The 13,586-nt window shown below is 68.1% G+C and carries 7 protein-coding genes; 4 read left to right on the forward strand and 3 right to left on the reverse strand.

Annotated elements, in window-relative coordinates:
- Positions 1 to 17: 17 nt before the first annotated feature.
- The 4 genes from lysX to CRP45_RS19695 all read left to right on the forward strand — a co-directional run bounded on the left by lysX (position 18) and on the right by CRP45_RS19695 (position 5,198).
- The gene (lysX, locus tag CRP45_RS19680) at positions 18 to 3,341 is read left to right on the forward strand and encodes a bifunctional lysylphosphatidylglycerol synthetase/lysine--tRNA ligase LysX (RefSeq protein ID WP_097246307.1); all 3,324 of its coding nucleotides are present in this window, start codon (positions 18 to 20) and stop codon (positions 3,339 to 3,341) included.
- A gap of 162 nt (positions 3,342 to 3,503) precedes the next feature.
- Complete coding sequence (locus CRP45_RS19685; protein ID WP_245910250.1) at positions 3,504 to 3,779, forward strand: hypothetical protein; 276 nt, start codon at positions 3,504 to 3,506, stop codon at positions 3,777 to 3,779.
- A gap of 355 nt (positions 3,780 to 4,134) precedes the next feature.
- Complete coding sequence (locus tag CRP45_RS19690) at positions 4,135 to 4,746, forward strand: histidine phosphatase family protein (RefSeq protein WP_097246309.1); 612 nt, start codon at positions 4,135 to 4,137, stop codon at positions 4,744 to 4,746.
- Between the two features lie 125 nt (positions 4,747 to 4,871).
- Positions 4,872 to 5,198 carry a hypothetical protein gene (locus tag CRP45_RS19695; RefSeq protein ID WP_097246310.1) on the forward strand — a complete coding sequence of 109 codons (327 nt, stop codon included), beginning with the start codon at positions 4,872 to 4,874 and terminating at the stop codon, positions 5,196 to 5,198.
- A 705-nt stretch (positions 5,199 to 5,903) separates the two neighbouring features.
- Here the strand turns inward: CRP45_RS19695 and CRP45_RS19705 are convergent.
- From CRP45_RS19705 to gltB, 3 genes are all read right to left on the reverse strand, one after another.
- Positions 5,904 to 6,803, reverse strand: coding sequence for a cutinase family protein (locus tag CRP45_RS19705; RefSeq protein WP_097246659.1), 900 nt, complete (start codon positions 6,801 to 6,803; stop codon positions 5,904 to 5,906).
- Between the two features lie 346 nt (positions 6,804 to 7,149).
- Positions 7,150 to 8,619, reverse strand: coding sequence for a glutamate synthase subunit beta (locus CRP45_RS19710; RefSeq protein WP_097246312.1), 1,470 nt, complete (start codon positions 8,617 to 8,619; stop codon positions 7,150 to 7,152).
- Positions 8,612 to 13,258, reverse strand: coding sequence for a glutamate synthase large subunit (gene gltB / locus CRP45_RS19715; protein ID WP_097246313.1), 4,647 nt, complete (start codon positions 13,256 to 13,258; stop codon positions 8,612 to 8,614). The genes CRP45_RS19710 and gltB overlap by 8 nt, the downstream gene beginning before the upstream one ends.
- Positions 13,259 to 13,586 lie beyond the last annotated feature (328 nt).

The following is a 13,586-nucleotide window of genomic DNA, read 5'->3' on the forward strand; positions in this document are numbered from 1 at the left end:
ACGTACAGACTGGATCGGTGACTTCCACGCAAGCCGGTGCGCGCACCGAGATAGAAACACCGGCGGACAGAGCGACACCACCGGTCCCGCACCGCGGGCACGGTCGGTTCGCTCAGGTCCCGCACATCGCGGGCACCGTCCTCGGTGTCTTCGCGGTGCTGTGCTTCCTGTGGAGCCTCTCGCCCACCCTGCGCTTCCTGACCCACGTGCCGCGCCGCTACATCGACGACTACTACTTCGACGCGCCAGACACCAACCTCATGTGGGCGCTGATCGTCGGCCTGCTTGCCGGCGCGATCGCCAGCCGTAAGCGAATCGCCTGGTGGTTGCTCGTCGGCTATCTCGCGCTCTTCGCGGTGACCAACGCACTGGACTTCGCCGCCGAGGGCAATATCGACGCGCTCGTCGCGATGATCGTGCAACTCGGCGTGATCGGCGTGCTGATCGCCTCGTGGCGGGAGTTCTACACCAGGGTGCGCCGCGGCGCTGGCTGGAAGGCGCTAGGCGTACTGCTCGGCGGGCTGGCCGTGGGCTGTCTGCTCGGCTGGGCGCTCGTCGAGCTGTTCCCCGGCACGTTGCCCGCAGGCTGGCAGCGGCCCGGCTGGGCGGTGTACCGGGTGACCGCGGCGATCCTGGTGGACAACGAACACTTCGACGGTCATCCGCGTCCGTTCGTCAACTTCCTGCTCGGCCTGTTCGGCGCGCTCGCGTTGCTGGCGGCGGTGATCACCCTGCTGCGTTCGCAGCGCGCCGAGAACGCGATGACCGGGCTGGACGAGTCCGCGATCCGCGGTCTGCTCGACCGCTCCGACGTGGAGGATTCGCTCGGCTACTTCGCAACCCGCCGCGACAAAGCGGTGGTCTTCGCGCCGAGCGGAAAGGCCGCCGTCACCTACCGGGTGGAGCTGGGCGTCTGCCTGGCCAGCGGTGACCCGATCGGCCTCAGAGAGGCCTGGCCGCAGGCGATCGACGCCTGGCTGCGGCTGGCCGACCAATTCGGCTGGGCGCCCGCCGTCATGGGCGCCAGCGAACTCGGAGCGACCGCCTACCGCAGGGCCGGGCTCTCCGCGCTGCGTCTCGGCGACGAAGCCGTTCTCGACACCAGGAGCTTCTCGCTGGCGGGCCCGGAGCTCAAGCAGGTCCGCCAGGCCGCGAATCGGCTGCGCAAACACGGCATCTCGGTGCGCATCCGCCGTCATTCGGACATCCCCGTCGAGGAGTTCGCGCAGATCGTCGCCCGCGCCGACGCCTGGCGCGACACCGAGACCGAGCGCGGCTTCTCCATGGCGCTCGGACGGCTCGGCGATCCGCTGGACGGCGACTGCCTGCTCGTCGAGGCGGTGAACCAGCAGGACCGGGTGCTCGGCATGCTGTCGCTGGTGCCGTGGGGCCGCACCGGCGCGTCGCTGGAGCTGATGCGCCGCGACCCGCAGAGCCCGAACGGCGTGATGGAACTGATGATTTCGCAGCTGGCGCTGACCTCGGAGCAGCACGGCATCACCAAGGTGTCGCTGAACTTCGCGGTGTTCCGCTCGGTGTTCGAGGAGGGCGGGCGGATCGGTGCGGGCCCGATACTTCGGCTCTGGCGCGGAGTGCTGCTGTTCTTCTCCCGCTGGTGGCAGCTGGAGGCGCTGTACCGGTCCAATGTGAAGTACCAGCCGCACTGGGTGCCGCGGTTCTTCCTCTTCGAAGAGCGCAGGCAGTTGCCGAGAGTCGCGATGGCGAGCGGCCTGGCCGAAGGGTTCCTTCCGCGCATCGGCAAGGACCCCGAGACCGCCGTGCACACCGGTCTGCACAGCGCGGTGCCGGACACCGTCACCGGGCTGCACGCCGACGGAAGCGCGCCGGAAGCGCCGGAAACCGATGTCGCCGAACAGCTCCCGCGCCGCCCCGAGCAGGTGCGGGTGCGGATGGACAAACTGGACCGGTTGAACGCGGCGGGCATCGACCCGTACCCCGTCGCCTATCCCCCGACGCACACCGTTGCGGCGGCCCGGCGCTCGCCGCGCGGCACAACGGTCCGGGTGTGCGGCAGGCTGCTGCGCATCCGCGACTACGGCGGGGTGATCTTCGCGGTGCTGCGCGACTGGACCGACGACATCCAGCTGGTGATCGACCGCGACCGGGTCGGCGTCGAGCGCAGCGCCGAGTTCGGCGAGTACTTCGATCTCGGCGACCTGATCGAGGTGAGCGGGCAGATCGGGCGCAGCCGCCGCGGTGAACTCTCGCTGCTCGCGGCCGACTGGCGGATGAACGGCAAATGCCTGCACCCGCTGCCGGACAAGTGGAAGGGCCTGGCCGATCCCGAGGCCAAGGTGCGCCAGCGCTACGTCGACATGGCCATCAGTCAGGAATCCCGCGATGTGCTGGCCAAGCGCAGCGCGGTGGTGCGCTCGCTACGCGACTCGCTGAACTCGTGGGGGTATCTCGAAGTCGAGACGCCGATTCTGCAGCAGGTGCACGGCGGCGCCAACGCGACGCCGTTCGTCACCCACATCAACGCCTACGATCTGGACCTCTACCTGCGGATCGCCCCCGAGCTCTACCTGAAGCGGCTGTGCGTCGGCGGTATGGAGAAGGTGTTCGAGCTCGGCCGCACCTTCCGCAACGAGGGCGTCGACTTCAGCCACAATCCCGAGTTCACCATCCTGGAGGCGTACGAGGCGCACAGCGACTACGAGCGCATGATGCACACCTGCCGCCACCTGATCCAGAACGCCGCGCTGGCCGCCAACGGCGCCATGGTCGCGATGCGGCCCACGGACGACGGCTCGTTCGAGGCGGTCGACATCTCCGGCGACTGGCCGGTGAAGACGGTGCACGGCGCGGTCTCCGAGGCCATCGGGTCCACCATCACGCCGGAGACCTCGGTGGAGGACCTGCGCGAGCTGTGCGACGCGGCCGCCATCCCGTACCAGCACGGCTGGGACGCGGGGCAGGTCGTGCTGGAAATGTATGAGCACCTGGTGGAATCGCAGACCGAGGAGCCGACGTTCTACATCGACTTCCCCACTTCCGTGTCGCCGCTGACCCGTGCGCACCGCAGCATCCCCGGCGTCACCGAGCGCTGGGATCTGGTGGCGTGGGGCGTCGAACTCGGCACGGCCTACAGCGAACTCACCGATCCAATCGAACAGCGGCGCAGGCTCACCGAGCAATCGATGCTCGCCGCCAACGGCGATCCGGAGGCGATGGAGCTGGACGAGGACTTCCTGCAGGCGCTCGAACACGCCATGCCGCCCACCGGCGGCCTCGGTATGGGCGTGGACCGGATCGTCATGTTGATCACCGGTCGCAGCATCCGCGAGACGCTGCCGTTCCCGTTGGTCAAGCCGCGCTGAGGATGCCGAAATCCCGTCGGCGCGAATGTCTCACGATGAGGGATCGCAGTGGCGAAGGGTTAACGGCGAACGAATCGGGAAGATAGCCTTTGAGATTCGGCCTCGGGAGGAGGAGGCCGGACACCTTCGACGATCGGGATGGGACATATGTACGTTGACCTGTTGACCAATGCCAGCCTGCTGGATCCGTCCGTGTGGGCGAGCCCGGACACCTGGACAACGGCGATGGAATACTCGGCCAAGAAAAAGAAGAAGAGCAACAACGGCCTGCTCTTCGGCGGCATCTGCTGCCTGCTCGTCGTCATCGCCATCGCGGTGGGCATCTACCTCCTGCTCAAGAAGCGCAAGAAGAACGACCAGCAGCCCCCGGCCGGCCAGCCCCCGTACGGCCAGCCGGGCCAGCCGCCCTACGGCCAGCCCCCGTACGGCCAGCCCTGACCGGCTCCGCCACTCGAAAAGCCCGGGCCGCCGTGAGCGACCCGGGCTTTCGCGTGCGGGCGGAATCGGCTCGTTCTCCATAATTCGGCGACCGAGTTGGTTGCCCGGCAGGCGGTCCAGGTCCTCGGCGACGAACCCGCCTGGCGGCGGACGCAACCACTGCGGGAACGGTTCGGCGGTCACGGCGACGAGTATGTCATCGCACTTCGACGCGATGCTTCCGAAAGGCATCGCCTGAAGTGAACAACAGAAATGCAGTGCGCGAACCCGGGTCCTAGCCCGCGACCCGAGGCCTTTTCGTCTGACAACGCCACCTGGCCCGAACCGCCACGTGGGCATACGGCACAGTGGGTGGGTGCAGTTGATTCTCGTTCGTCATGCTCAGCCGGTTCGGGTGTCGAATGCGGCCGGGCCCGCGGATCCGGAGTTGTCGGAGGTGGGGCGGGAGCAGGCGGAGCGGGTGCCGGGGGCGCTGAGCCACCATCGGATCGCGCGGGTGCTGAGCAGTCCGCAGCGGCGGGCGCGGGAGACCGCGGCGCCGACGGCGGCCAAGCTGGGGCTGCCGGTCGAGATCGTGGACGACCTGGCCGAGTACGACCGCGACCTGCCCGCGTACATCCCGATCGAGGACGCCAAGCTGGAGTTCCGCGACACCTACGACCGGATCAAGGCCGGGTACCTGCCCGAGCAGATCGACGGTCCCGCGTTCGTGCACCGGGTGCGCGAGGTCGCGACGGAGATCGCCGCGAACACCGACCCGGCCGACACCGTGCTCGCCTTCGCGCACGGCGGCGTGATCAACGTGCTGCTCCAGGAAGTGCTCGGCCTGCCTCGGCCGCTGACCTTCCCGATCGACTACTGCTCGATCACCCGAATCCTGTTCTCCCGCACCGGCCGCCGCACCGCCGCCACGGTGAACGAGAACGGGCACGTGTGGGACCTGTTGCCGCGCAACATCGGCCGATGATTCACAGGAACGCCCCGCCGTTCACAGCCGACTACCAGACTCGTCGCACCGCGGTCACAGCGCCGCCGCCTTCGATGGGAGTCGTGAGTCACCGCGACTCACGCTCCGAGAGAAGGGAATTCCGAGTGCTTTCCAAGACGAACATGCGCCGAGGAGCGATCCGGGTCGCCGTGGCGGGCGCCCTGGTGACGATTCCGCTCGCCGCCGTGGCCGCCACCGCGAGCGCGGAAGCGCCCGCCGAGGCCGCCCAGGCGCAGCAGGTGTCCGAGGGCATCGCGCTCGAGGGCGCCGATGTCAGCCGTCCGCATCCGGGCGACGGGTTCCCCGCCAGGCCCGGCCCGGGCGGACCGCGGGTCGAGTTCCGCGGTCCCGAGCACGACTTCCCCGGCCACGGCCCGCGCGTCTTGTTCCGCGAGGCGCTTCCGCCGACCGGCTCGTTCGGCAGCAGCTAGCGCGGCCGAACGGCGAAGGCCCCCTCCCGCGCGGGGAAGGGGGCCTTCGCCGCGGCCCCCGAATCGCAGCGTCGCCCGCCGCCGTTAACCATCGCGACGAATCGAGCGAAACTTGTTGCTCGGCAATATCGCCCGCGGGATCGCGGGACAACACACCACCGTTAACGACGGCGGCGGATTCAGCCGCATATTCAAAGGAACGGCCCTCGGCTCACAGCCGAATACAAGACTCGCCCTACGCGGGTCATAGCACCGCGGCCTTCGATGGGAGTTCGTGGGTCACCGCGACTCACACTCTGAGCGAAGGAGTTCCGAATGCTTTCCACATCGAACATGCGCCGAGGAGCGCTCCGGGTCGCCGCCGCGGCCGCGATGGTGATGATTCCGGCGGCCGCTGTGGCGGCGGCGACGGCCGCAGCGGAAGCGCCCACTGCCGATACCGTTCAGCCGGCACCGGAGGGTTCAGCGCCGGAGCGCACGGACGTCAGCAGACCCGATCACCTCGGAAATCACGGGTTCCCCGGTCGGCCGGGCCACAACGGATCGGATTCCCGCGAGTCGGATTCCGTCACCTCCCCCGGCGCGAGGCCGGGCCACGAGCAGCAAGGGATGCCGCCGACAACGTCACACACCGGCTGATCCGGCGACGACGAAGGCCACCATCCCGCAGCGGAACGGTGGCCTTCGTCGTGGCTTACGGACCGATCAGGCCATGCCCGCGATCCAGTTGTGCATCCAGGAGATGGCGGTCTGCCCGCCGCCGACCGAGTAGCTGCCGTACACGGTGTGCGCCTGCGAACGGTAGAAGCGCTCCAAATCCTTGGCCCGCTGCTGGTTCGCCGTCTCGGTGAGCTGCGACTGCAAGACGGGCACGCCGCCGTGCGCCATCAGATCGTTGATGATCGCGCCCGCCTCGAGCTGGTACCGCCAGATGTTGGCGGGGTTGGCATCCGAGCTCTGGGCGAGGAAGCCCGCGAACCGGGTGACGAAGTCGTCGGTCGCGGTCGCGCAGTACAGGTCGTCGACGGCGCAGATGGTGCGCGTGCGATCGCTCAGCCAGCCGAAGCCGCCGACACGGGGACCACCGGCGCCCGCGCCCTGCGCGACGGGGCCGACCTGGATGTCGGTCGGCGAGCGGCGCGGATCGGAGATCAGGCCGACGCCCGCGACGCGATGGGGCGGGACCACGCCGAGGCCGGTGCCGATCTCGGCCGCGAGATCACCCGCGGCGTCGGCGCCCTGGCTGTATCCGACGAGCGCGAACTCCGTCGCACCGCAACGCCTGGCCATGTCACCGATCAACCCGCGCGCGGCGCTGACCGCTTCCTTCTTCGAGTTGCCGTAAACCTCGCCCTCCCAAGGGAAGGCGGTCGCGGCGTAGGTCACGTAGTCGACGTCGACCGAGCGCGGCAGGTTGCGGGTGACGCCGGACAGCATGCCTGGCTGCGGCGTCTTGTCGTGGCCGGTCTCCCACGTGCCGGGGATGGCCACCACGTGGAGGCTGGGGCAGTTGTCCGCCGCGGCGGTCCCACTGCTGCCCATCACCAAGCCGGACGCAATCGTCGCGGACGCACCGAGGGCCGCGACAAGCTTCTTCAACTGCATACTGCTCCAGTTCACACCCTGGCCCCGGTTGTGTGGGGCGTCCCCGTCGAGTTGCCGCTCACATGCTGGACTCCACGAATGTCGTTCCAGTGCACGGAGGGTTAACTTGAGCTACCCGCCGTTTACGACGTGCGCGACGACCCCCGGATCCCGCGGCCCGCCGCACGCCGAAGATCACAATAGGGCCCGCGCGCCCCAGATGCCATTCGGGCCACGCCGATGTCCGATTTCAGCGAGCAAACGCACGAAGGCGCCCGTGGACGAGTTGTCCACGGGCGCCTCGCGTTTGCGTTGTTCGATCGACGCCGGGCCGATCAGCTCTGGTTTCGACCAGAGCCGGTTTCGATCAGCGCTGGGCGACCATCGTCGGCGTCACCGGCGAGGGCAGCGCGGTCTCGCCCTCGAGGAACTGGTCGACGGCGGCGGCCGCGGCGCGACCCTCGGCGATGGCCCACACGATCAGCGACTGACCACGGCCCATATCACCGGCGACGAAGACGCCGGGAATGTTGGTGGCCCAGTTCTTGTCGCGCTGGACGTTGCCACGCTGGTCGTAGCCGACACCGAGATCGGTGAGCAGGCCCGGCTTCTCGGGTCCGACGAAGCCCATGGCCAGCAGCACCAGGTCCGCCTCGAGGGTGAAGTCGGTGCCGTCGACCTTCTCGAAACGGCCGTTGACCATCTTGACCTCGTGCGCCTCGAGACCGGTCACCTTGCCGTCCTTGCCGACGAAACGCTCGGTGTTCACGGAGAACACCCGCTCGCCGCCCTCCTCGTGCGCCGAGGAGACCCGGTACATCAGCGGGTAGGTCGGCCACGGGGTGGACGCGGCGCGCTCCTCCGGCGGACGCGGCATGATCTCGAACTGGTGCACCGACTCCGCGCCCTGGCGGTGCGAGGTGCCGAGGCAGTCCGCGCCGGTGTCGCCGCCACCGATGATGACGACCTTCTTGCCCTTGGCGTGGATCGGCGGCAGGCCGTCGGCGTCGGTGACGTCGTCGCCCAGCTGCACCCGGTTGGCCCATGGCAGGAACTCCATCGCCTGGTGGATGCCCTGCAGCTCACGACCCGGGATCGGCAGGTCGCGGGCCAGGGTGGCGCCACCGGCCAGCACGACCGCGTCGAACTGCTCGCGCAGCTGCTCGGCGGTGATGTCCACGCCCACGTTCACGCCGGTCTTGAAGATGGTGCCCTCGGCCTCCATCTGCGCGAGACGGCGGTCGATGAAGCGCTTCTCCATCTTGAATTCCGGGATGCCGTAGCGCAGCAGGCCGCCGATGCGGTCGGCGCGCTCGAACACGGTCACGGTGTGACCGGCGCGGGTCAGCTGCTGGGCCGCGGCCAGACCGGCCGGGCCGGAACCGACGACGGCGACCTTCTTGCCGGTGATGCGGGTCGGGTAGACCGGGGTCACCCAGCCCTCGTCGAAGGCGTTCTCGATGAGCTCGACCTCGACCTGCTTGATCGTCACCGGGTCCTGGTTGATGCCGAGGACGCAGGACGCCTCACACGGCGCCGGGCACAGGCGACCGGTGAACTCCGGGAAGTTGTTGGTCGCGTGCAGGCGATCGATGCCCTCCCGCCACTGGCCCTTGTACACCAGGTCGTTCCACTCGGGAATCAGGTTCCCGAGCGGACAGCCGTTGTGACAGAACGGGATACCGCAGTCCATGCACCGGCTGGCCTGGGTCTTCAAGGTGTCCTTGGAGAAGTTCTCCTCGTAGACCTCTTTCCAGTCCATCAGGCGCAGCGGAACCGGACGCCGCTTGGGCAGTTCCCGCGAGGTGTGCTTCAGAAATCCTTGTGGGTCAGCCACGTGCGGCCTCCATGATCGCCTCGTCCACGTCCTTGCCGCTCTTCTCAGCTTCGGAGATGGCGAGCAAAACCTTCTTGTATTCGCGCGGCATGACCTTGACGAAGTGGTTCACCTGCTGCGACCAATCGCTCAGGATGCGATCGGCGACAGCCGAACCCGTCTGGTCACGGTGCTCGGCGACGATGTCGTGCAGCCAGGTGAAGTCGTCACCGGACAGCTGCTCGATCGCGTCGCTCTGTTCGGGGTTGACCCGCGCGGCGAACGTGCCCTCCGGGTCGTAGACGAACGCCACACCGCCGGACATACCGGCGCCGAAGTTGCGCCCGGTCTCGCCGAGGATGACCACCCGGCCGCCGGTCATGTACTCGCAGCCGTGATCGCCGACACCCTCGACCACCGCGGTGGCGCCCGAGTTGCGCACGGCGAACCGCTCGCCGACCACGCCGCTGATGAACGCCTTGCCGCTGGTCGCGCCGAACAGGATCACGTTGCCCGCGATGATGTTCTGGTCCGCGACGAAATCGGCGGGCGCGTTCTGCGACGGGCGCACGACGATGTGACCACCCGAAAGACCCTTGCCGACATAGTCGTTCGCGTCACCCTGCACGCGCAGCGTGATGCCCGCCGGAACGAAGGCGCCGAAGCTGTTGCCCGCGGAACCGGTGAACGTGATGTCGATGGTGTCGTCGGGCAGGCCGGTGCCGCCGTACAGCTTGGTCACCTCGTGGCCGAGCATGGTGCCGACCGTGCGGTTCACGTTCGTGATCTTGGTCTCGAACTTCACCGGCTTGCCGCGCTCCAGCGCGTCCCGGCTCTGCGTGATCAGCTGCTGGTCCAGCGCCTTGTCCAGGCCGTGGTCCTGCGACTTGGTGCAGCGGCGGTCCTGGGACATGAACGCCGTCTCGACGTCGTCCAGGATCGGCGACAGGTCCAGCTTGCTGGCCTTCCAGTGCTGCTTGGCCTTGGAGGTGTCGAGCATGTCGACCCGGCCGATGGCCTCGTCCAGCGTGCGGAAGCCGAGCGAGGCCAGCAGTTCACGGACCTCTTCGGCGATGAACATGAAGAAGTTCTCGACGAATTCCGGCTTGCCGGTGAAGCGTTCGCGCAGCACGGGGTTCTGCGTCGCGACGCCGACGGGGCAGGTGTCGAGGTGGCAGACGCGCATCATGATGCAGCCCGAGACCACCAGCGGCGCGGTCGCGAAGCCGTACTCCTCCGCGCCGAGCAGCGCGGCGATCACGACGTCGCGGCCGGTCTTCATCTGACCGTCGACCTGCACCACGATGCGGTCGCGCAGACCGTTCAGCAGCAGCGTCTGCTGGGTCTCGGCGAGGCCGAGCTCCCAGGGACCGCCCGCGTGCTTGAGCGAGGTCAGCGGGGACGCGCCGGTGCCGCCGTCGTGGCCGGAGATCAGCACGACGTCCGCGTGCGCCTTCGACACACCCGCGGCGACGGTGCCGACGCCGGGCTCCGCGACCAGTTTCACGTGAATCCGCGCCTGCGGGTTCGCGTTCTTCAGGTCGTGGATCAGCTGCGCCAGATCCTCGATCGAGTAGATGTCGTGGTGCGGCGGCGGCGAGATCAGGCCGACGCCCGGCGTCGAGTGCCGCACCTCGGCGACCCACGGGTACACCTTGTGCGCGGGCAGCTGGCCGCCCTCGCCCGGCTTGGCGCCCTGGGCCATCTTGATCTGGATGTCGGTGCAGTTGGTCAGGTAGTGCGCGGTCACGCCGAAGCGGCCAGAGGCCACCTGCTTGATCGCCGAACGACGCCAGTCGCCGTTCTCCTCGACCTCGAAGCGAGCCGGGTGCTCGCCGCCCTCACCGGAGTTCGAGCGGCCGCCGAGCCGGTTCATCGCGATCGCGAGGGTCTCGTGCGCCTCGGCCGAGATGGAGCCGTAGCTCATCGCGCCGGTGGAGAACCGCTTCACGATCTCCGAGGCGGGCTCGACCTCGTCGATCGAGATCGGCGCGCGCTCACCGGACTTGAACTTGAACAGGCCACGCAGCGAGGCCAAGCGCTCGGACTGGTCGTCGACCAGCTTGGTGTACTCCTTGAAGATCGAGTACTGGCCCGAGCGGGTCGCGTGCTGCAGCTTGAACACGGTGTCCGGGTTGAACAGGTGGTATTCGCCCTCGCGACGCCACTGGTACTCACCGCCCACCTCGAGCTCGCGGTGCGCGCGCTCGTTGCGGTTCTCCAGGAACGCGACCCGGTGCCGGGCCGCGACCTCGTCGGCGATCTCGTCGAGGCCGATGCCGCCCAGGTGCGAGCGCAGACCGGTGAAGTACTCGTCCACCAGGTCCTGCGACAGACCGATCACCTGGAAGAGCTGCGCGCCGTTGTAGGAGGCCAGCGTGGAGATGCCCATCTTGGACATCACCTTCAGCACGCCCTTGCCCGCCGCCTTGTTGAAGTTCGCGACCGCCTTGCGGAAGTCGGTCTCCAGGCTGCCGGTGCCGAGGTCGAGCGCGCCGCGCTCCAGCATGTCCTCGATGGTCTCGAAGGCCATGTACGGGTTGATCGCGGCCGCGCCGAAGCCGACCAGCATGGCCATGTGATGCACCTCGCGGGCGTCACCGGCCTCCACGATCAGGCCGACCTTGGTGCGGGTGCGCTCGCGCACCAGGTGGTGGTGCACCGAGGAGGTCAGCAGCAGCGACGGGATCGGCGCCAGCTTCTCGTTGGACTCGCGGTCGGAGAGCACGATGATCCGCGCTCCGCCGTCGATGGCCGCCGAGACCTGGGTGTTGATGGCCTCGAGCGCCTTGCGCAGGCCCTTGCCACCCTTCTTCACCGGGTACAGGCCGCGCACGACCACCGAGCGCAGCTCGGGACGCGAGCCGTCGTCGTTGATGTGCACGAGCTTGGCCAGCTCGTCGTTGTCCAGGATCGGCTGCTCGATGGCGATCTGCTTGCACGACTCGGGGCCGGGGTGCATCAGATCGGCCTCGGGACCGATGTTGCGCTTGAGGCTGGTGACGACCTCTTCGCGGATCGCGTCCAGCGGCGGGTTGGTCACCTGCGCGAACAGCTGCGAGAAGTAGTCGAACAGCAGACGCGGGCGCGACGACAGCACCGCGATCGGGGTGTCGGTGCCCATCGAGCCGAGCGCCTCGAGGCCGGTCTTGGCCATCGGCGAGATCAGCAGGTTCAGCTCTTCGTTGGTGTATCCGAAGATCTGCTGGCGGATCAGCACGCGGTCGTGCGACATGTGCACGTGCGGGCGATCGGGCAGATCGGCGAGCCGGGTCACGCCCTCGTCCAGCCACTGCTGGTAGGGGTGCTCGGCGGCGAGCTCGGACTTGATCTCGTCGTCGGTGACGATGCGGCCCTTGGAGGTGTCGACCAGGAACATGCGGCCCGGCTGTAGTCGGGCCTTCTTGACGACCTTGGACTGGTCGATGTCGAGCACGCCGACCTCGGAGGCCATCACGACGAGGCCGTCCTCGGTGACCCAGATACGGCTCGGCCGCAGGCCGTTGCGGTCGAGCACGGCGCCGATGACGGTGCCGTCGGAGAAGCACACCGACGCGGGGCCGTCCCACGGCTCCATCAGCATCGAGTGGTACTCGTAGAACGCCCGCCGCTGCGGGTCCATGTTCTCGTTGCGTTCCCAGGCCTCGGGAATCATCATCAGCACCGCGTGCGGCAGGCTGCGGCCGCCCAGGTGCAGCAGTTCCAGCACCTCGTCGAAGCGGGCCGTGTCGCTCGCGCCGGGCGTACAGACGGGGAAGATCTTCTCCAGGCGGTTCTTGCCCGCGGAGTCGGTGCCGAAGACGTCGCTGTTCAGCAGCGCCTCGCGGGCCCGCATCCAGTTCTCGTTGCCGGTGACGGTGTTGATCTCACCGTTGTGCGCCACTCGGCGGAACGGGTGCGCGAGCGGCCACGAGGGGAAGGTGTTGGTGGAGAAGCGGGAGTGCACGATGCCAAGCGCGGACTCGACACGGTCGTCCTGCAGGTCCAGGTAGAAAGCGCGCAGCTGGGGCGTGGTGAACATGCCCTTGTAGACGAAGGTCTGGCCGGACAGGCTCGGGAAGTACACCGACTCCTTGCCGACGGCGCCCTCGCCGGCGCCCTGCGAGCCGAGCTCGTGCTCGACGCGCTTGCGGATGACGTAGGCGCGACGCTCCAGGTCCATGCCGGACAGCTGCTCGGCGGCGCCCTTCGGCGAGGCGATGAAGATCTGGCGGAAGGTCGGCATGGCGTCGCGCGACAGCGCGCCGAGCGACGAGTCGTCGATCGGCACCTCGCGCCAGCCGAGAACCTCGAGGCCCTCTTCCTTGACGATCTTCTCCACGCCGTAGGCGGCGCGCGCGGCTTCGCGGCGGGCCTGCGGGAGGAAGGCGATGCCGGACGCGTAGGCACCTTCGGCAGGCAGCTCGAAGTCCACGATCGCGCGGAAGAAACGGTCCGGGATCTGGATGAGGACGCCCGCGCCGTCGCCGGAATTCGGCTCGGCACCGGCGGCACCACGGTGCTCCAGATTCAAGAGGGCCGTAATAGCCTTGTCGACGATGTCGCGGCTGCGGCGGCCGTGCATGTCGACGACGAACGCGACACCGCAGGCGTCGTGTTCGTTCGCCGGGTCGTAGAGACCGATGGGTCCAGGTGACCTGTGGCCAGGAAGTTGCGTCATGCCTCTGCCTTCAAGAAAGTGGCCTTCGAAGAAAAAACGGCCTTTCGTCGAACGCCTCCGTCAAGACTGCGCCCGTACGTTCCGGAATCCAGCCGCGCTGATGGTCTTCCGGCGTGCAGTCACGTCTCCAGTTGTCCACCCGCGATGGATACGTAGTGGGTGCTAGTCGGTAACGGAACGCTTACGTGTTCCTTACCTCCGTGCGGGTGCTCGCCCGCTACTCTGGGCACCTACTTGGTGAGCCCGAGCGGGCGATGGTGCCGAACATTTCGTGTTCGGCGTAAGAGCAAACGATAAGTCAGGTCCGGGGCCCAACCAACTTAGGTAG

Source organism: Nocardia amikacinitolerans (assembly GCF_900215415.1).
In the GTDB taxonomy this organism is placed as follows: Bacteria; Actinomycetota; Actinomycetes; order Mycobacteriales; family Mycobacteriaceae; genus Nocardia; species Nocardia amikacinitolerans.